16 protein-coding genes and 1 tRNA gene are annotated in these 20,396 nt (G+C 42.4%); 9 read left to right on the forward strand and 8 right to left on the reverse strand.

The features are described from left to right. Positions 1–34: 34 nt before the first annotated feature. Positions 35–107, reverse strand: a tRNA-Pro gene (locus IPJ86_16630). 227 nt (positions 108–334) lie between these two features. Here IPJ86_16630 and IPJ86_16635 point away from each other — a divergent pair. The 5 genes from IPJ86_16635 (at position 335) to IPJ86_16655 (ending at position 7,399) form a co-directional block, all read left to right on the forward strand. Then, positions 335–2,422, forward strand: coding sequence for a DUF349 domain-containing protein (locus IPJ86_16635; GenBank protein ID MBK7888848.1), 2,088 nt, complete (start codon positions 335–337; stop codon positions 2,420–2,422). A gap of 219 nt (positions 2,423–2,641) precedes the next feature. Next, positions 2,642–4,747, forward strand: a complete 2,106-nt coding sequence (locus IPJ86_16640; protein ID MBK7888849.1) for a T9SS type A sorting domain-containing protein — start codon at positions 2,642–2,644, stop codon at positions 4,745–4,747. Positions 4,748–4,828: 81 nt separating this feature from the next. Then, complete coding sequence (locus IPJ86_16645) at positions 4,829–5,860, forward strand: hypothetical protein (GenBank protein ID MBK7888850.1); 1,032 nt, start codon at positions 4,829–4,831, stop codon at positions 5,858–5,860. Then, positions 5,829–6,908, forward strand: coding sequence for a T9SS type A sorting domain-containing protein (locus IPJ86_16650; protein MBK7888851.1), 1,080 nt, complete (start codon positions 5,829–5,831; stop codon positions 6,906–6,908). Before IPJ86_16645 ends, IPJ86_16650 begins: the two co-directional genes overlap by 32 nt. Before the next feature lie 83 nt (positions 6,909–6,991). Beyond that, positions 6,992–7,399, forward strand: a complete 408-nt coding sequence (locus IPJ86_16655) for an SRPBCC domain-containing protein (GenBank protein ID MBK7888852.1) — start codon at positions 6,992–6,994, stop codon at positions 7,397–7,399. Between the two features lie 56 nt (positions 7,400–7,455). Here the strand turns inward: IPJ86_16655 and IPJ86_16660 are convergent, their stop codons facing one another. The 5 genes from IPJ86_16660 to IPJ86_16680 form a co-directional block, all read right to left on the reverse strand. Beyond that, positions 7,456–9,249, reverse strand: a complete 1,794-nt coding sequence (locus IPJ86_16660; protein ID MBK7888853.1) for a carboxypeptidase regulatory-like domain-containing protein — start codon at positions 9,247–9,249, stop codon at positions 7,456–7,458. A gap of 96 nt (positions 9,250–9,345) precedes the next feature. Continuing rightward, positions 9,346–11,088, reverse strand: coding sequence for a carboxypeptidase regulatory-like domain-containing protein (locus IPJ86_16665; protein MBK7888854.1), 1,743 nt, complete (start codon positions 11,086–11,088; stop codon positions 9,346–9,348). A gap of 36 nt (positions 11,089–11,124) precedes the next feature. Next, entirely contained in the window at positions 11,125–12,207 is a 1,083-nt protein-coding gene (locus IPJ86_16670; protein ID MBK7888855.1) for a hypothetical protein, read from the reverse strand. 57 nt (positions 12,208–12,264) lie between these two features. Then, positions 12,265–12,888: a carboxypeptidase regulatory-like domain-containing protein gene (locus IPJ86_16675; GenBank protein ID MBK7888856.1), complete on the reverse strand. Its 624-nt coding sequence runs from the start codon at positions 12,886–12,888 to the stop codon at positions 12,265–12,267. 47 nt (positions 12,889–12,935) lie between these two features. Then, entirely contained in the window at positions 12,936–14,156 is a 1,221-nt protein-coding gene (locus IPJ86_16680) for a hypothetical protein (protein ID MBK7888857.1), read from the reverse strand. A 108-nt stretch (positions 14,157–14,264) separates the two neighbouring features. Here IPJ86_16680 and ispG point away from each other — a divergent pair, with 108 nt between their 5' ends. The 3 genes from ispG (at position 14,265) to IPJ86_16695 (ending at position 16,958) form a co-directional block, all read left to right on the forward strand. Beyond that, complete coding sequence (gene ispG / locus IPJ86_16685) at positions 14,265–16,253, forward strand: (E)-4-hydroxy-3-methylbut-2-enyl-diphosphate synthase (protein ID MBK7888858.1); 1,989 nt, start codon at positions 14,265–14,267, stop codon at positions 16,251–16,253. A 72-nt stretch (positions 16,254–16,325) separates the two neighbouring features. Beyond that, entirely contained in the window at positions 16,326–16,550 is a 225-nt protein-coding gene (locus IPJ86_16690) for a hypothetical protein (protein ID MBK7888859.1), read from the forward strand. A gap of 33 nt (positions 16,551–16,583) precedes the next feature. Next, positions 16,584–16,958: an energy transducer TonB gene (locus IPJ86_16695; GenBank protein ID MBK7888860.1), complete on the forward strand. Its 375-nt coding sequence runs from the start codon at positions 16,584–16,586 to the stop codon at positions 16,956–16,958. 313 nt (positions 16,959–17,271) lie between these two features. Here the strand turns inward: IPJ86_16695 and IPJ86_16700 are convergent, their stop codons facing one another. Further along, positions 17,272–18,438, reverse strand: coding sequence for a T9SS type A sorting domain-containing protein (locus IPJ86_16700; GenBank protein MBK7888861.1), 1,167 nt, complete (start codon positions 18,436–18,438; stop codon positions 17,272–17,274). An 810-nt stretch (positions 18,439–19,248) separates the two neighbouring features. Further along, entirely contained in the window at positions 19,249–19,491 is a 243-nt protein-coding gene (locus IPJ86_16705) for a hypothetical protein (GenBank protein MBK7888862.1), read from the reverse strand. Between the two features lie 62 nt (positions 19,492–19,553). On the opposite strand from IPJ86_16705, the gene lipB reads away from it, so the two are divergent. Further along, positions 19,554–20,321 carry a lipoyl(octanoyl) transferase LipB gene (gene lipB / locus IPJ86_16710; protein ID MBK7888863.1) on the forward strand — a complete coding sequence of 256 codons (768 nt, stop codon included), beginning with the start codon at positions 19,554–19,556 and terminating at the stop codon, positions 20,319–20,321. Positions 20,322–20,396 lie beyond the last annotated feature (75 nt).

Genomic DNA, 20,396 nt, shown 5'->3' on the forward strand with positions numbered 1-20,396 from the left:
AGATTTTAGCAAACAGGAAGTTGTGGGAGTTAAGTCGAGGTGAGAGGACTCGAACCTCCGGCCCCCACGTCCCGAACGTGGTACGCTACCAACTGCGCCACACCCCGTATATTTAGTTAAAAGCTTAAAATTAGTACTTATTATTTTCGAAATACAAAAATAATGATACCATGACATGAAACACTTGCATTGGGCTTTTTTTTGAAGTATATTTGTACAAGCTCCCAATAAACGGGGAGCTTTTTTTGTCATGCATGAACGAGGACTAAACTCTATTAAATAAGTATTGATCTATAGGTTCGCAGAAACAGCGAACAGAACTCACACAACAAAAATGGATAGCAAGCCAACTAACCCGGAGGAGCAAATGAATCCGGAAATCACAGCAGACAATTCAGCTGCTTTATCAAATGAAAAGTCTGAATTACAGGAAGAAAACAGCTCTTCAAATCCCGAGACACCTAATGCAGTTCATGCAGCATCGGAGGTGCAAATCACGGAGGAGACGGTAAGCCCGGTAACAGTGAAGGCCGAGACCCCCGTCGCGGAGGTAGCAGATACTCCGTTAGAGCAACCGGTGAAAGAAGCTGAAATTCCTGCTGAAGAGACGCTTGTGCCTCATCATGAAGAAGAAATAGCGCATCTTGATGTCATAGCGGAGCACCATGAAGAAGTGGAAGCTTTGCCATTAGAGAGCTTCGGGCATATGTCAAAGGAAGAGCTCGTGACTAAAATGGAAGCGCTTAGTAAGGAGAATGACCTGAATGCTGTAAAGAATAGTGTGTATGCTGCACGTGAAGCCTTTTTAACCATTTTTAATCAGGAAAAAGATCTTGCCTTCGCCTCTTTCATAGAAGCAGGTGGAGTGAAAGAAGATTTTGATTATAAAGATGCGCTGGAAGAACGCCTTTCAGAAGCCTATAAATATTTCCAGAAACGTCGCTCTGAGTTTGTGCTCGGTCAGGAAAAAATCCGCACAGAGAATCTTCGACAAAAGAATGAGATTTTGCAACAGATGAAAAACATCTTGCAGAAAGAAGAAGATATGTCGAAGGCTTTTAATGAATTTCATGACCTGCAGGCGAAGTGGAGAAGTATCGGTCCCGTGCCTCCGCAAAACGTGAATGATTTATGGATGACCTATAAACTCTACAGCGATCGGTTTTATGAGTTTATCCGTCTGAATCGGGAGTTGCAGGATCTCGAGATGAAGAAAAATCTCGAAATGAAAATGCATTTATGTGAAAAAGCAGAAGAATTGCTGCTCGAGCCATCTTTGAACAAAGCCCTGCAGGATATTCAGGCCTTGCAACATAAATGGCGCGAAATAGGTGCTGTCCCAAGAGAGAAGAGAACGGAAATATGGGTGCGATTTAAAGCAGCTGTCGATAAAATATTTGAAAATAAGCGTTCTTACCTCGACTCGCAAAAGAAATTCTTTGATGATAATTTCAATGCGAAGAATGAGTTGGTTGCTAAAGTGGAGGAGTTTTTAAAGGAGAAGTTTGATAAACATCAGCAATGGCAGGATGGATTGAAGCGATTGCTGGAACTTCAGGGCGAGTGGAGAAAAATTGGTCCCGCCGGGAAGGAGCATAACGATTCCATCTGGCATAAATTCAAAACTTCCTGTGATCAGTTCTTTAAGAATAAGGATGAGTTTTATAAGAGTAAAAAGCAGGAATATGCTACGAATCTGCAAGCCAAAACAGAACTCTGTATTCAGGCAGAAAGTTTAAAGGAAAGCAGCGACTGGAAAAATACGGCCAATGAGTTGATTCGCCTGCAACAGGAATGGAAGAAATTAGGACCTGCCGGGTCGCAGAATGAAAAGATCTGGCACCGCTTTAAGGCAGCATGTGATGATTTCTTCGGTCGTAAAACAGCTCATTTCTCGGATCAGGATCAGGCGCAGTCCGGAAATCTGGAACAGAAGAATGAATTGATAAAAGCTGTTGAAGAATTCGCACTTCCGGCTGATCCTAATGAAGCCATCGAGCAATTGAAGACATTCCAGAGGAAATTCACTGAAATCGGATTGGTTCCTCTAAAGCAGAAAGATGATATCCAGCAACGTTTTCGTGCAGCGATTCAAGTGCATTTCGATGCCTTAAAAGCCAAGCCGGAGTACAAGCAATCCTACCGTCAGCGTCAGGATCGTCCGGAGCGCAATGAGCGTTCAGAACGTAGCTATAAGCCACAGCATCAGGATGGTGGAGGAAATGACGAGCAGCGCAACCTCTTGAGTAAAGTCAATAAGCTGACCGGTGAAGTGCAATTATGGGAGAATAATCTGGGATTCTTTGCGAACTCAAAAAATGCTGCGGCTTTGCGTCAGGAGTATGAAGATAAGATTCAGCAGGCTAAAGATGAAATAAACAAGTTGAAAGTCAAGCTGCAGGAACTGAAGAGCGCTTCCTAAAAGAGTCATATAATTGTAAATAATCAAGGTTTTGTAGCCCTTACTGAAGATTTTTTTCAGTGAGGGCTATCTTTTTTATAATTTATCTGTTTCGTATTCAGGCAATTTATAAATTCGCATTCCCGTAACGGTTCAGCTACTGCAACTTATGTAACCTAAAAACGAGGTATCTTATCCGTATCTTAGTGCTTCCAAAACAAAAAAACGAATTCAAATAGCATGAAAAAAATTATAACTATAGTAATGTCGCTGCTTGTAAGTGCAGGCGGTAGTTTGTTTGCCCAGGAAAAGTGTCTTACTGAAATTATGTTTCAGGAGGCTGCTGCAAAAGATCCTCAACTTTTAAGAAACAGAGAGGCGATGGAACTGTGGACGCAACAGTATCTCGAACAACAACAAAATCAATCCGCCACAGAGAAAGGTGCTGCGGTAGTAAAAGTTATTCCGGTAGTAGTGCATGTGATCCATTTTAACGGTTCGGAGAACATTTCAAAAGCACAAATTCAGAATCAGATTGATATTCTTAATGAAGATTTTAATGCGTTGAATGCAGATACAACAAATTGTCCTGCCGTTTTTCAACCCTTGATTGGAAATACACAAGTTGAATTCCGACTCGCGCAGTTGGATCCAAATGGCAATTGTACCGATGGTATCGTTCGTGTTTATTCTCCTTTAACAGTGAATGCCCGAAACAATGTGAAAGCATTGAGTTATTGGCCAAGCAACCAATATCTGAACATGTGGGTAGTCAACAGTATTGAGAATTCAGGTGGTTCGCCCGGTCAGGTAATCGGTTTTGCGCAGTTCCCCGGTACAGGATCCCCATTGACAGATGGTGTGGTGATTAAACATGATTTTATGGGCAATATCGGAACTGCTGCCGGTACAGGGAATGCAGGAAGAACGGCGACACATGAGGTAGGTCACTGGTTAAATCTTCGTCATATTTGGGGAGACAATACCTGTGGAAATGATTTCGTTTCTGATACCCCTCCTCATTATGAGGCCAATTTATCTATCTGCCCAACATGGCCCTATCTAAGCAGTTGCCCGGGTAATGCTCCTAATGGCGACATGTATGTGAATTATATGGATTATACCAATGGCGATTGCCAGAATATGTTTTCTGTTGGACAGTCTGCCAGAATGAATGCAGCATTGGCCAGTGCCACCAGCGGAAGAAATAATTTATGGAATGCTAATAACCTTGTCTTAACGGGTACGGATGGCTCACCTGCCGTCCTTTGCGCACCAAAAGCGGATTTCATTCCCCGCCCTCGCTTGATTTGTGAAGGTGGTTCCACTCAATTTGTTGATATTTCATGGAGAGGTGAAGTGGCTTCCAGGGTATGGACATTCCCTGGCGGATCTCCGGCAACAGATACATCAAGAAATCCGCTGGTAGTATATAATACTCCCGGTGTATATGATGTTACTTTAACTGTAACTAATGCTTCAGGAACAGATTCTAAAACGGAAACCGGAATTGTGATTGTCAGTCCGAATAATGTGACGACCTCTGTACCTTACTCTGAAGGTTTTGAAGGTGGATTATTTCCAACTGCCAACAGTTGGGTAAATATAAATGCCAATGGCGGTAGCGAATGGGAAGTAAATAATGTAGCCGCAGCCACCGGTCAATATTCCATCAACCTTTATAATTTTTCAAATAATGATAAAGGTCCGGATGAGTTTATAACGAATGCATTCAACTTCACGGGTGTTACCGGAACCATCATGACTTTTGACATGGCTTTTGCTTATCCTACTTCAACCGGAACCAATGACGATAAACTGACTGTGTATTTCTCTTCCAATTGCGGACAAACCTGGATGCCGCGTTATGCCAAGCAGGGCGCAAGTCTTGCAACAACTACAACTGCTATCGCAAATGACTTTTATCCATCTTCTACTCAATGGAGAACGGAAACAGTCAGTCTTACACCAACCTCCATCTCTACCCGACCCAATATCAGATTCCGTTTTGAGTTTAACCACGATACCGGAAATAATATTTTCATTGATAATATCAATATCAACGGTACAGTGGGGATAGACGAGGTGAATGCCGACAATTCTAACGTTATCGTCTATCCGAATCCTTCTTCATCTTTCACCTATGTGGATTTCAACATGACCTATACCGGTCTTGTGAAAATTGATGTGACAGATGCTCAGGGACGTTTGATCAGCACGTTCACTGATGAATTACCCGCAGGAGAACACCAGTACACCATGAGTCAGGATCTGGCCAAGGGTGTATATTTTGTTCGATTGACTTTCGGTGATAAAGCAGTAACAAAGAAAGTAGTAATAAAGTAAGCCATCATTTAGTTAAGGTTTAAAATAGCGCCCGGATATTCTGTTCGGGCGTTATTTATTGCATAAATTGAAAAAATCAACATGAAAAATATCATTGGAATAGTTATAGTTTTCTCGCTGTTTATCACGAGGGTGAATGGTCAGGATATTCCGTTTCGGAGTTGTGATACGGATGTAAAGTGGTTGGAGGCAGTAAATGCTGATCCGGATGCAGCAGTTCGTAACGCTGCGTTGAGGTCCTTTAGAAGTGAATTCTTGAAACAAGCCAACCGGTCCATCTCCACTGCAGGAACTGTGATTTATAAGATTCCTGTAGTGTTTCATGTGATTCATACTTATGGAACAGAAAATATCAGTAAGGCGCAGATTTTGGATGCGGTGGATATTATGAATAAGAGTTTTCAAAAGCTGAATCCTGACACGGGAATGGTGATTCCTTTATTCCAACCCATTTTTGCGGATTGTCAGATTGAATTGGTGTTACCGAATGTGGATCCCTTCGGGAATTGTACGGATGGAATTACACGTACCTATTCTCCGCTTACGGCATCTGCCAGTGACAATGTGAAGGCACTCGTCGGTTGGCCGTCTAATAAGTATTTTAATATTTGGGTGGTAAAGAATATCGAAAGTGGTGCCGCAGGGTACGCCTATTATCCCGGAATTTCTGCAGCTATTGATGGTGTGGTGATCCGGCATGATTATGTAGGTGGTATAGGTACCAGCAGCGGATCAAATTATACGGAGCGTTCACTGACGCATGAAGTCGGACATTGGCTGGATCTGCCGCATACCTGGGGCTCTACTAACAGTCCGGGCATTGCTTCCAATTGTAATTCAGATGATGGAATTTCAGATACACCGAACACGATCGGAACGAGTGATTTTTCCTGCAATACCGCTCAATCGACCTGCGGTGCCATTGACAATGTTCAGAATTATATGGATTATGCCAGTTGCCATTATATGTTTACAGAAGGTCAGAAAATGGCGATGCATGCTGCTTTGAATTCTTCGATCGGTAACCGGAATAACCTCTGGACCAATTCAAATCTGATAAGTACCGGAACCAACACCGGACATGTCACTCCAAACTTGTGCTCCTGTTGCTGATTTTAATGTACAGAAATATGCTATTTGTCAGGGCGGTATCGTGTATTTTAAAGATGTGTCCTGGGGAGGAACGGTCACTTCAAGATCATGGCAGTTTCCGGGAGGAAATCCAGCTACCGATACTTCGGCTAACCCCATAGTGAGTTATAGCACACCAGGCGTGTATGATGTGACTTTGACAGTATCAAATGGTGTTGGTGGAGATGTAATTACCAGAAACGGGATCGTAGAAGTATTCCCAAATCCGGGAACTAATCCTGCACCCTATGCTGAGAGTTTTGAATCCATTTCATTTCCCGGAGGCGAATGGTCTGTTGAAAATTTCGGGAACACAAATGCATGGTCGTTGAGTACACTTACGGGCGCTACAGGAACAAAATCACTGCGTTTAACAAACCAAAGTGGTAATCCGGGTGGAAGTGTTGATGCTGTCATTACACCAACGCTTAACCTTAACGGAGTAAACGGAGCGCAGGTGAGCTTTAAATATGCTTTTGCATCAAAGAATAATAGCGATAGTAGTATGCTGCGGGTCTTCGTTTCCACAAACTGCGGCTCATCGTGGCAGATGAGGTATTCGTTTCAAGGTGCAGCATTGCGAACTGCGCCAAATACAAGCAGTAATTTTATTCCTTCATCTGCAGAATGGAATACTCTGGTTGTAAACCTGCCCAATGCATCCAACAGACCCTCTGTCAGAGTGAAATTTGAATTTACCAATGTGAATGGGAATAATATTTATATCGATGATATTAATGTGTCGGGTGTAACAGCTGTCAATGAATTAACAGCTCAACAGTTCGGTTTTGAAGCCTATCCGAATCCTGCTCAGGGAAAGATGAATGTTAAAATGGATTTGGAGAAATCGGCCCCGGTACAATTGGAAGTGCTGGACATGCAAGGTCGCTTACTTCAGCGCGTAGATCTTGGAAACAAAACAGGGCAGATGGTGTACGAATTAGATGGTGCAGCCTACCATGGTGTCTACCTGTTGCGCATGACCGTAGATGGACAAAAGTTCACTCAAAGAATAAGTTTTATTCAATAGAAGATCGTCTTATAGATAATCCGGCTTACGATAATCTGAAGAATTCCGGTAAGCCATGCAACAATTAATTTAGCAGACATACAATGGCAGCATTTACATTCAGAACAACCTTTGTTGTTTACGCCACACCCGATGAGGTGTTTGAAGCGATGACAGATCCCGGCATCATTGCCGCATGGGGTGGAGGACTCTCGGTGATCGAACCAAAACCCGGTGGACATTTTGAAATGTTTGACGGTTGGGTAAAAGGAGAGGTTAGGCATTTTGTTTTCGGCAAAGAGCTCGGCTTTACCTGGAAGCCTACAGAATGGGAGAAGAAAGCAAAACCCTCTTCCGTGCACATGCGATTCATTGCACATGCTGCCGGTACTGATGTGGTTTTAATTCATACCGGTTTTCCTTCACAGGAAGAAGCCGACAAACATGGCAATGGCTGGATCGATTATGTGTTCGATCCGATGAATGATTATTTTACGCTGGACAGAGAGTGATGGCCTTTTCTTCTGAAGTGTTCTCTATAAAACGCACCATCCAAAACCTCGACATCCTATTGTTTCCTGATAAACGCCAAATACACATCGTTGAGCGTTCCCGTTCCTAATAAATTATTGGCACTATCGTAAATAGTACATGGCCCATTGAAATGTACTTGTGTTAATGTCCCGACTGCTCCGGCATTGAGAATGGAAAGATTCGCCGGAACTTGTGGCCGGATAATATATTCCGTTCCATTTAAATAATAAGTGATTTTAGCATTAAGGTATCCGGGTGTATTTGAAATGGAATGTACTCCAATGTAATTGGGAACTTCTTCCAAAACAATTTTCATGGCGGTGTCGGGCGGTGGTACTCCTCCGATATAGGGCCAGCTATAGCAAAAGGCATCGAACTTCGTCTGTGTAGAATCCCAGACCTGATACAGGAGAATATTCTCTTCAGCTAAAACAATATTGCCGGTCACAGTGCTGCTTAAGTCTACGCGCATGATCTCCGTGTTTGGATATAAATCGCCACATACTTTTATTGGACCTGTTAAATTAACTACCGGTACCGGTTGAATATTTAAATTACGTATGGTGGATGCAGTTCCATTCATATTGGTTGCCTTTACGGTAATAGGTCCTTCCGGACATGGAGTGTTTAATTTCCCATTTTGCGCAACAACAAAAGAAGAATAGCCCAATGCAGTAATAGTAACATAAGCTGTAGTCAGTTGATTGTTACAATTGGTGAATTCAGCTTCCAGAATACCAACATTGGTACACGGGACAACCATGTCAGGGAAGGTTTGGGCAGAGGAACCGCCTGATGTTAACATCACGGTCATGGGAGCTGTGGTATTATCAGAATAAGTGGCAGTGATAATTAATGGAACATTTGCAGGCATGTTTCCTGAAAATATTCCGGCTTGATTGGTCCAACCGGATGCAACACTTGACATGGCTCTGATGGTTACCAATGCATTTGCTACAGGTCTTCCAAGACAATCGGTCACTTTTCCTGAACCAACCGCAAGGTCTCCCGGCCAATCATAATTCCACCAGCTGAAATGACTGACTTCACCAATGTAATTACTTCCTAGTCGTGTAGCCAAACCTTCTTCTTTCCATAAATCAATGTTCTCATCAAAATGCCACAAGGGTAGTGTGGAAGGTGCGCTGGTCAACTGTACCGGATCAATAGGCATGGAGATGGTTGCTTTCTTTCCGGACATTAATTGCAAGGGGTTCCCCATGTTATCCTGAAGTTCTACACCCAACATGCCAAAGCTGATCAATACCTTTTCTTCTCCGGCCGTATTTTCTCCAAGAAAATCTCCACCGGGAGTCAGTTCACTGAAGTTAGGGTCGCTGATGCCAAGATAATGAGAAGCAATTTTTACGACGCCGGTATAAGGAGAACCATCTGTTTTTGCAAAAGCATTGGCAGGAAATGTTACAGTAGCACTACCAACTGATAAGTTCCCACCGCTGATGGCAGATGTGGTTTGATTAAATTGTTTCAACGGCATCACCAGATTACAATAATGAATGGTTTTATCGGATGGTATAAATCCGCTGCTGCGGTTCCAGTAGCCGTTCTTTGAAGCCTTGACGACAGCTCTTTTCTTGCCGGTCAAAGCATTTTCAAATACAAACAATCCTTGTACATCTGTCAGCGTACTGAAACTCCCTACCCGAACAGCTACTCCTTCCAACGGATTTCCTGATTCATCCAACACTCTTCCATAGACGGTGATGGAAACATCACTCCCGGAGGATGTAGTAACCTTTTCATCTTTGGCACAGGAAGAAATGGTAAGAACAAAGAGCAGGCAGAGGTAATTTAAAATAGTTTTCATGGTGGATGAATTTGGTGAAGGTTTTTTCAATAATGAATTTAATTTTATTATGAAGCTTAGCAACCAATACCTTCAGTTATTAAATATAAAATCGGTTTAATTCCTAATGCATTTAATTTTTAAATTGTTAATTATTCCTTGTTCCTCGTTCCCAGTAGAATTATTCATTATTGTTACGTTTCCCTGAATAGAAACCTCCATAGTGTCACCAACTATCCCATTCTTTATAATAGTTAAGTAAAGATTTGGCAGAGTAGTATCCGCATAAATAAAGTAATAGCTGCTTGGACCATAGTAATCAATAAACAAGTTATAGCCTTGCAATAAATAGGTGCCTGGCTGGTAAGGGAAAGAGCCATTTATATTAAAGTCCATAGACTGTATTGCATTATATGAAGTTATTTCAAAACTATTTGGTGATACATCATACAAACCAAACACATTGACTGTATCTAAATAGCTAATATTTAGCGATGGACTTGAAAGATCAAATTCACAGGAGCCATCATTAGCACTTGCAGTATCACACATTACAATAGTTCCCAAATCTAATGAATCAGGAAAACAAGGTAATGCAACTAAGTTGACATATTGTGAAGTTAAATAATTCGCAATAATGGTAGCGGTTCCACAGGGCACCAATGTATTAATTGATCCGTTGATGGGTTGTATATAACTATAACCAGCGCCATTAGATATGTATACCATTGGGTTAACTGGCATATTATTGCAATCAACAAATTGCATTTTTAGTTTACTCATGCTATCACAACTGAAGGTGAAATCAGGCACATTATATATTTGTCCGGCTGTGAGTGCCGGAATGCTAACGATACCGGATGTTATCGTACCAAATCTTGCAAATACTGTTGACGATAGGGTGGAATTGATCTGTCCGGAGTAAAATCCGTTTTGATTGGTATAAACTGATCCATTATTATTATGGTAAATAGTGACGTTTGCCAGGGGTAATCCATTGCAATCATAAACATATCCCTGAATAGTTGCCGGAGGAAAAGGTTCATCACAATTCCACCAGGAAAAATGCGCTACTTCGCCAATGTATTTATTTCCTTGCTTGGTGGCGAATCCCTCTTCTACCCACATGTTTTTGCTTTCATCAAAATACCATAGAGGGATCGTAGCAGCAGCGCCGGCTAATTGCCCTGCATCAATAGGCAATTGAATAGTTGCCAGTTTTCCGGGAGCCAATTGCAAAGAATTGCCAAGATTGTCGCTGATCTCAACACCGATCATTCCGTAACTTTCTAATTTAACAATGTCGCCGGAAGTTGATTCCGCCATTAAATCACCACCGGGAATCAATGCCCCGAAATTCGGATCATTAACAGGCAAGTGTTTCGCTGTTACCGTAACCATTCCTGAATAAGTACTTCCGCTAGAAGTCACAAAGGCATTGGGCGGAAAAATTAAAGTCGCCCCTGAAATAGTTAACGTACCACCGGTTGCACTTTGAAAGGCAGGAGAATTCGTTTTGAGCGGCATCACGAAGTTGCAATATTGAATGGCTCCTGTGTTAGGAATAAACCCAACCGCTCGATCCCAATATCCGGACTTGGTTGCTTTTACAACTGCTCTGGTTTTATTCACACTCACTTTTTCAATGAGGAAAATTCCGTTGTTGTCCGTTTGAGCAGATTTATTACCTACTTGAATAGATGCATTGACAAGCGGAAGGCCATTCTCTCCTTTTATCTGTCCGGCAATAGTGATCGTGTAAGAGCCGGAAGCATCGGGCGTTTCATTGTTTTCGTCCTTGTTGCAGGAAAATGTGAAACCAATTAGAAATGATAGGAGAACTAAAATTATTTTTTTCATGGAAAAAAGATTTAGAAATGAGTAGAAATTCATTAATTAATTGTTTCGATAAACATCGAAGGAAGCAGATAAGGTTCCCTGAATACCTGCACCGCCCAGCAGTACAGGACCACTAAATGTTCCGACAATGTTTCCTCCAACTGCCGGAGTCTGATTTAATGTAGTAGATCCTCCGGAACCATCTTGTTGTACAGTGTATAATAATCCTCCATAATATACATTACCGCTAATTGTTGAGGTGGAGCCATTCCATGGATAGTTACCATTCGCATAGAGAGGTGTTCTGATCAAGAATACTGATGAATTGCCACTGGCACTGTCGGTGTAAGAAATGTTGATGTCATAGCTACCGGAAACCAGGTTTACAACACAACTGGATACTTCCAATGATAAAGGAATATTTCCAAGCAGGGGACTTATAAAATTCATTATAACATTGTTATTTATATTAGTGGTATCACAAAGCGAAAGTGTTCCAACATTTAAGTTGAACCCTGTGCCAAAATTTGACGTAAGTGTGTTTGAATAAATACCTTTATAGGCGAGTATTTGAATGGATTTATTGCCGGGATTTTCAATCTTAACATTAAAGTTGCCGGAAGTTGTGAATTGATAGCAGATGAGACTATTATTTTTAATCAATAAAACCGTGCCTGAGCTGGGTTGTCCTGAGCAATCGTTAAGCGTTCCCGAAACGGTATAACAATTTATATTGTTGAATTGAAAGTCAGGTACAATATATGATCCTGACAAAGGCTGCGCCGGCATAGCATGTATACCCGAAGTATAAATTTGACCCGAATTCGCATCAGTATATTGTGCATTGATGTTACTAGCCACCAGGGGTGCTATAAGGCCATTCCAATCTCCGTTTAAATCACTCGTTGCTCCATAAAATCCATTGGCTAATATGTATGCATCCGCCAGGGGATTCAGATTGCAATCTAAAACACGTCCGCTTACAATAACTCCACCCGGAGCATCACAGTTCCACCAGCTAAAATGACTGACTTCACCTGTATAATTACTTCCATTGAAAATGGCGGTCCCTTCTTCTTCCCACATAGCTGTGACTTCATTAAAATGCCAAAGAGGAATGCTGGAGGGTGCAGAAGTCAATTGCTCGGGTATAACCGGTAACGATAATGTAGCTGTTACCCCATTCTTGAGTCGTAATTAGTTTCCACTGCCATCAAAAAGTTTTGCACCAATCATTCCATAGGAAATTAAATTTTCTATAGAGTTGGTTAAGCTTAATCCTTTGAAATCAGTCCCCGGTACTTTCAATGAAAATAAAGCAGCATTTCTTGGTAAATGGTGAACTGTCAAAGAGACTATTCCTGAATAAGAAGACCCATCCGTTTTTTCAAAGGCATCAGCCGGGAATTGAATACTTGAGCCATTCGAAGTAACTGTTCCTCCATTAATGGAATTTAATGTATGTGTAGTCGTTGAAGTGAATAAACAAAGATCAGCTGTAGAACTTCCACTTGTTTTGGGTTTAAAAGTTCTCACCTGGTTCCAAAAACCTGTTTTCGTCACAGTGATGAGTCCACGGTCTTGTGCTACCATCGCATCTTCGATAACATAGATGCCCCAAATATTGGTTGTCGCCGATTTGTTTCCAATGATAACATTAGCATTAGAAAGGGCATTTCCGTTTTCATCAAAGACTCGACCTATTATGGTCGTCTTCACTGTAGATGAATTACCGGGCAAGGTTTCATTGTTGCCGTCTTTTGTACAGGCACTTACAGTAAAAAGTAAAGCATAGATCAAACATTTCAAAGAATTTTTCATAAATTACAAGGTTAAATAGTTACAATTTGAATGAAGATAAATTAACGTTAATCCATTTGCACAAACCGATAAACTCCGGTCTTCCCACTAGCCGTACGTATCACCACCTGATACATGCCGGCTCCAACATCCTCTTTATTCCAGCGGACTTCATTACTAGGACTCGCTTTTCGGTCAATCAGTTGCATGGCGGCATTAAATATTTCTATGCTTTGGATGTTTTCTCCGCTTTTCAGACTAATAATGAGTTGAGATGGCTCGTTCCTGACTAAGATGTCTTCTGCAGCAATTTCAATGATGCCAACACCGGCAATGATGTAAGGGCTGGAAGTAGCAGTACAGCCGAGACTGTCAGTAATGGTTATCGTATAGCTTCCGTTGGCTACTGCTGTCCAGCTTTGTCCTGTTGCATTCAGTATAGGATTGCCATTTAAATTCCATTGGTAGGATACCGCTGTAATGCTGGAGGTAAGTATAAATCCATTCGGGAAAATAGTGGGCATTGCAGCCGTTTGGTTGAAGGGGACCAGCGTGCTCCATACTGCCCCGGCTAAAGTGCCATCGTTACCATTACTTGTTTGATCAGTGACGGTAGTTCCGGTGCCATTGTTAAATCTCCAGTAGCCCACTAAACCGGTTTCCAGTATAGGATCCAAGTGGGTCAGGCGTTTCGCGTTTATCTCCGCTGTATCAAGTGCTCTTTCCCAGATACGTACTTCGTCAATTTGTCCGGTCCAGTAGCGCGTTTGAAACTGCTGCGTATCAGAAAGCCTGCCAATGGCAATAGGATAGGCCAGACCTGCAATCATTCCGTCAGGTAATGCAATAGCTCCCTGTTGAACACCATTGATGAAAACTCTGACAGAATCCCCGTCATAAGTACCGGCTACGTGATACCAGGTATTGAGAGACATCACCCCGGAAGGTGAAGACGCAGTGATCCAACTGATAGAGGTACCGAAAGCATCTTTCCCGCATACCGTGAAATCCAGCTGACCATTGTTGCCGGCTCTTAAAACATAGCCTTGCTCACCCAGACTCCAGCTGTGTTTACACAGGATGGTGCCATCGAAAACATTAAAAGCCCAGCTGGTAGCCCTGATCCAGGCTTCTACAGTAATGGCAGAGTCAGGTCCAAGATTGGTGTCGGTGGTAAAATTCACCGATGCCGAGTTAAAGCTTAAGGAGTTGGTGTTGTTGATACAGGGTTGTGCCAATAGGCTGCCTGAGATTAAAATGAAGGTGAGTAGGGTGGATAGGTAACGCATGTTTTTTGATTTATATGACGAATATATGGATTTTCAAGAATTTATAGTATCCACGAACCTTTTTCTGACCGAATTGTTACATGGTTCTCTGCTGTATCTTTGTACCCGATGAATCATCCAACCCTTCAAGGTCTTTATTGCAATAGCCTGACCTCCTATCAACGTTTAGTTACCCGCGAGGTGAAGATTGGAGATGTGCCCATGGGTGCCCATCATCCGATTCGTGTGCAAAGTATGACCACTACGGACACCATGGATACGTTGGCTACCGTTGAACAGTCTATTCGTATGATTGATGCAGGATGCGAGTATGTACGGATTACAGCTCCCAGTATCAATGAAGCAAAGAATCTGGCGAATATTAAAAAGGAATTAAAGGCCAGAGGGTATACCACACCCCTGGTAGCCGATATTCATTTTACTCCCAATGCGGCGGAGGTGGCTGCACGTTTAGTGGAGAAGGTGAGAATTAATCCGGGCAACTTCGCAGACAAGAAAAAATTTGAGTTTATTGAGTACGATGATGCGGCCTATAATGAAGAGCTCGAGCGCATTCGTGAACGCTTTGTCCCCTTGTTGAAAATTTGCAAGGAGTATGGCACTGCGATGCGTATTGGTACCAACCACGGTTCATTGAGTGACCGGATCATGAGTCGCTATGGTGATACGGCCCATGGAATGGTGGAGTCGGCGATGGAGTTTTTGCGAATTGCCGAGGAAGAGAATTATTACAATATCGTACTCAGCATGAAGTCCAGCAATCCTCAGGTGATGGTGCAGGCCTATCGTTCGCTGATCTACCGGATGTCACTCGATGGAATGAATTATCCGCTGCATCTGGGAGTAACAGAAGCCGGCGAAGGGGAAGATGGAAGGGTGAAGTCCGCTGCCGGAATCGGCACATTGCTGGAAGATGGTATAGGCGATACCGTTAGAGTGTCGTTGACAGAGGATCCCGAATTTGAGATACCTGTCGCAAGGGCGCTGGTGGACCGGTACAATCACCGCGCCGGTCATGCTCCGGTGAAGGACTTGCCCGGGATTTCGATGAATGCGGAAGGACATATCCTGTTAAACACCGGTAAGCCGTTTCCCTTTCATCCCTTCGAATATACCCGTCGGCATACTACAGAAGTATTGAACATCGGTCACCATCAGGTACCGAGGGTAATCGCTGATTACAGTAAGGTGGAGAAATTGACAGCCGCTTCTTTTTTTGCAGTAGGGTATAACTACCATGTGCCGACAGATAAATGGAACCTGAGTGATCAGGCCTGTGATTTTATTTATACCGGATCAAGAGCTATTGATTTTGAAATTCCGGGTACGCTTGGAATAATTATGGATGCTTTGGCCTGGAGCGCGCTTTCGGAGGTTGAACAGATGTATCCGTTGTTTACTCCGGAAGAATTTGTTGCCGCTGAAAAAAGATCAGCACAGTTGAACTTTATTTCAATGGATGCTGATACACTAAGCGAAAATCAGTTTAACATTGAACTACTGGATCATACTTGTGTGCTCCTTCTGGAAACTTCCAATGCTCATGCTATGCCTTCTCTGCGAAGAGCATTTCTTACCCTTCAAATGAGAAACAGCAGTTTGCCGGTGATTGTGAAGAGGGAATACAGGGAGATGGGGGACGAGGACATTCAGTTGTATGCTTCTACCGATCTGGGTGGATTGTTACTGGATGGCTTCGGCGATGGGGTGATGATCGCTGCTAACGGTGAAGTATCTCCGCAAAAGTTGAACAGTCTTTCGTTTAACATTCTTCAGGCCGCAAGAACCCGTATTTCCAAAACCGAATACATCTCTTGCCCCAGCTGCGGCAGAACCCTCTTTGACCTGCAGGAAACCACCGCAAAAATCCGCTCCCGTACCGATCATCTCAAAGGCTTAAAAATCGGTATCATGGGTTGTATCGTAAATGGTCCGGGAGAGATGGCTGATGCGGATTACGGTTATGTAGGTTCCGGTCCCGGAAAAATTACCTTGTATAAAGGAAAAGTAGTCGTTCAACGAAATATCGAAGCAGAAGGAGCGGTGGAAGCGCTTATTCATTTAATCCGGGAAAACGGGGATTGGATAGAAAAGTGATTAATTTGAAGATTTGAAAATGGGATGATTTGAAGATTTGATCACGAAACCTCGCATTATGGTACATTTAAAATGAAACTACAAATAGCAGTCATATTATTGATCTTAAGCCGACAATTAATTTTTGGACAGTCAGACTGCAATAAAGCTAAGGTGAATGCTCTAAAAGACTTTGAAGAGGGAAATTATATTTTTCATTCATTAGAATTTCAGCCAACAGAAAGTACTTACCTCTTCTTGCTTAATGAAGATTACAATATTCAATGGAGATTTACCGACCAAGACTCTTTGGACTAGTATGGCTGCTATGATTCAGCTATGACCTTGAATTTGAAGGAAAAATATGGACACGATTTTTTAAAAAAAGCAACGGCAAAGGCTGATAGTTTAGAGCGTACGGAAAATTGGAGAAAAGAACCAGAGTTTCCAGGTGGAAATACAGCAATGTTTAAATTCATTATGTCCAGACTGACAATTGAGCAGGGTGATTTCGGAGAAAGAATTCAAACTAAGATTTTTATTTCATTCGCAATTACAGAGAAAGGGGCACTTGAAGATATAAGAGTTTTGAAGGGGATTAGTGAAAAGGTTGACAGCAAAGTTGTACAGATTTTTAATGAAATGCCGACATGGATACCAGCGTATTTGTATGGGAAGCCTATAAGAAAAAGCTATTCATTGCCAATTCAACTTGAATTTAAATGAAAACGCAAAATAACAGCACCTACCCAATTCATTGACCCACTTTACTGTTTAATCACTATAAAATTATCCAGCTATCCTACACCCTTTATTTTTAATATCCATCTAATAATCAAACCATCCCATCTAATAATCAAACCATCCCATCATCAAACCATCCCATCATCAAACCATCCCATCGCGAGGCTTCGCGATCAAACCATCCCATCATCAAACCATCCCATTTTCAAATCATCCCATCGCGAGGCTTCGCGATCAAATCATCCCATCATCAAATCATTCCATCTTCAAATCATCCCATTTTCAAATTTTCAAATTATTTTATAATTTGTTGAATAATCGTCTTCTCTTTGCTTCTCAGTTTGAGCAGATAGCTCCCGTTGGGGATTTGGTTGAAGGGATATATTCCGGAGTGAATTTGTTCTCTTAGTAAAACTCTCCCCAGATGATCTTGAATTTCAAGTTGGCCGGCGAATGGAAGGTACAGGAAGTCGTTGAAAGGATTCGGGTAGATGGGCTGTTGAAGAAAGGAGGGTTCATCCGTTGCGGTGATATTAAAACACTTCCAGGATTCTGTGGTGCGTGCAGGAGTGGAAACAAGTCCTGTTGTACAGTAAAACACGTTGTTGTGCACACAGGCCACGTATCCTTTCCGGGCAAGAGTGGGTATACCGGAGGCAGGTACAAATGCGAATAAGGAGAAGTCAAAACGCCAGAGATAATTCAGAAACACATTTCCGTTTTCAATGCCGCCATAAAAAAGTAAGCTGTTGTTATATGGGAACATTTGCGTATAGGCGAATCCGTTACCCGGAAATTGAGTTAATATGGACCAGGTATCATTCCCGGGATTATATTTATATATGAAATTGCTGTACTGTCCGGTACTGTCAATTCCCCCGTTTAAATAACCATTGCCATTGAACGCACATCCCGCAGACCGCCAAAGAGCCGGAAAGGGAAAATCAGTGAGCTGTTGCCAGGAATTCGTGGCGATAGTATATTTCCAGTTTTCGCGAAGGGCAGGTTGCGCTGCATTGTTGCCTCCGCAGATAAATACTTCTCCACCTATTACAAAAACCGCAGACCCTTTCCTCCCTGCAGCCGGCAGGGAGGTTAAACTTTGCCAGGTCATCGTTATGGGATCAAATCGCCAGAGATCATTCAAATAATTATTCCCGGGACCCACACCTCCGAAGATATAGCCGTAATTCCCTTCATTAAATCCTGAAGCATACTGTCGCTCCATTCCAACAGGTAATGAAACACCGGTTGTCCATGAAGTGGTGGTAAGATCCATCGTATAAAAATCTCGTTCAGGATTAAAGCCGGAATTAAGTCCGGTCCCCACATAGAAATTGTTTCCAATCACAAAACCTGCCGCATCGTCTCTTGCCGAACCCGGGAAATCGGCCACTTGCATCCAGTTTTGTGCCCGTGCAGTACCAACCAGAAGAAACAATGCAATGAGTAGAATTCGCATGCCCAAAGATCAAAATAAATTATTTAATAAATTCGCATCCATCAGGAAACCACCCTAATCCGCATATCCGCCCTTTCGTCCTCTTTCGTACTTGCCTGCCACAAGGTAGGTTTCGCTCTTTACCCTATAAACATCTGTCGATGCATATACTATTTATCAATACATTAATATTTTTTAAGGAACGCAGATGACGCTGATTTTTTAAGATTTTCGCTGATTAGATTTCGAAGGTCTAAACATTTTCATCTTCATTCGTCTATTCGTATTTCGTACATTCGTTGATTCGTAGATTCGTCCTTTCGTATTTCGTATATTCGTACTTATTCGTACCTGCCTGCCGGCAGCTACTGTTTGCCGTGTGGCCAATTCCCTCATAAATATTCTCAAATTTTTCTACGCCTTTAGTAATATAATTGGGCCTGGTCTTTGATTTGATTTCCTTTCCAACCACCCAACCCTATACCATGATGCCCATGCTAGTACTTTAGGAGAATATGGGTTTGTTGTGGCTTCAGTTACTTTTAATTTTCTCATTCCTCCCTCGAAGACTTGGGCGGCTTTCCCCAGCAGGTGTTGCCCTTCGCCACCCCCCCCTTTTTCTAACTAGAGGATAATTGCGGCGACTTCTTTTTAGGCGCTCCGGTTGTTGCTTATAAATCCGTGTTGTTGTTGCTTTGGCCTGTGGAAAGCCCAACAACTTCAGTTTGGGCCGTACCAAGCTAATAGAGTTAAAGCCTACCCCTTTGTTGCCACCCAACCGCCATCGCTTTCCTTGATGCCCTAAACCATAAGAACTACTATCTTGAATTACTATACATCTTTCCTTGAACATTCTTTACATCGTTTCGTTAGAGACGATGAGCTCTGCCTCACTAACGTTTTCATTATCCAAAACCTGTAAAACCCTTTTTGATCAGCTTCAGTTAACGTGCTACCGTGAACAGAACTTGTTCGAGAAATTACTAAGGCTGAAACAACCTTTCTTGCCCTGTCTTCTAACCTTTTATCGCTCAGTTCGCCTTCGAAATCAATTATATAATTTGGTTTCTTCATAAGGCTAATTTAATACATTTGTGTCCAAACAGTAGCTGCCGGCAGGCAGGTTTCGTAATCAAATGCAAGTAGTTCACTACCACAATCTCCCCCAAATAGATTTCAAGGATGCCTGGGATTTACAAGAAAAAATTCTTGCCGAAACAGTGCGTCAAAAGGTGGAGAACAGATCCTTGCCGGCCGACCAACAATTTCCATCCCGGCATTTCCTGCTATTTTGTGAACATCCACACGTATACACCCTGGGCAAGAGTGGTGCAGAAGCTCATTTACTGGCGGATGAGCGTTTGCTGAAAAGTATTGGTGCAACGTACTATAAAATTAATCGGGGAGGCGATATCACCTACCATGGTCCCGGACAATTGGTGGGCTATCCTATTTTCGACCTGGATCATTTCTTTAATGATATCCATAAATACCTGCGGCTGCTGGAAGAAGCCATCATTCTGACATGTGCTGATTACGGTATCAAAGCAGGTCGCATTCCCGGATTGACCGGAGTTTGGTTGGATGAAGATGATCCGATAAAAGCCAGAAAGATTTGTGCATTTGGTGTGCGCTGCAGCAGATGGGTGACCATGCATGGTTTCGCTTTTAATGTCAACAATGACTTGTCCTACTTCAACAAAATTGTTCCTTGCGGAATCCCTGATAAAGGAGTAACCTCACTGCAAAAGGAATTGAATCGTGAAGTAAATATGGAGGAGGTGAAAGCGAAAGTCTTGCTTCATATGCAAACCTTGTTTCCCTTTAGTGTTCGCTCCGGTATGAATGAAGAACTTCCGATGGCCAGCACCCCGTCATCCGCGAAAATCCCTTCATCCGATTAATCCGTGCTTGCCTGACGGAAGTTAGGTTCAAAACTACTTGTTTAGAACGCAGATAAAACTGATTAAGCGGATTTA

It is taken from the genome of Bacteroidota bacterium (genome assembly GCA_016713925.1).
Lineage (GTDB): Bacteria > Bacteroidota > Bacteroidia > AKYH767-A > OLB10 > JAJTFW01.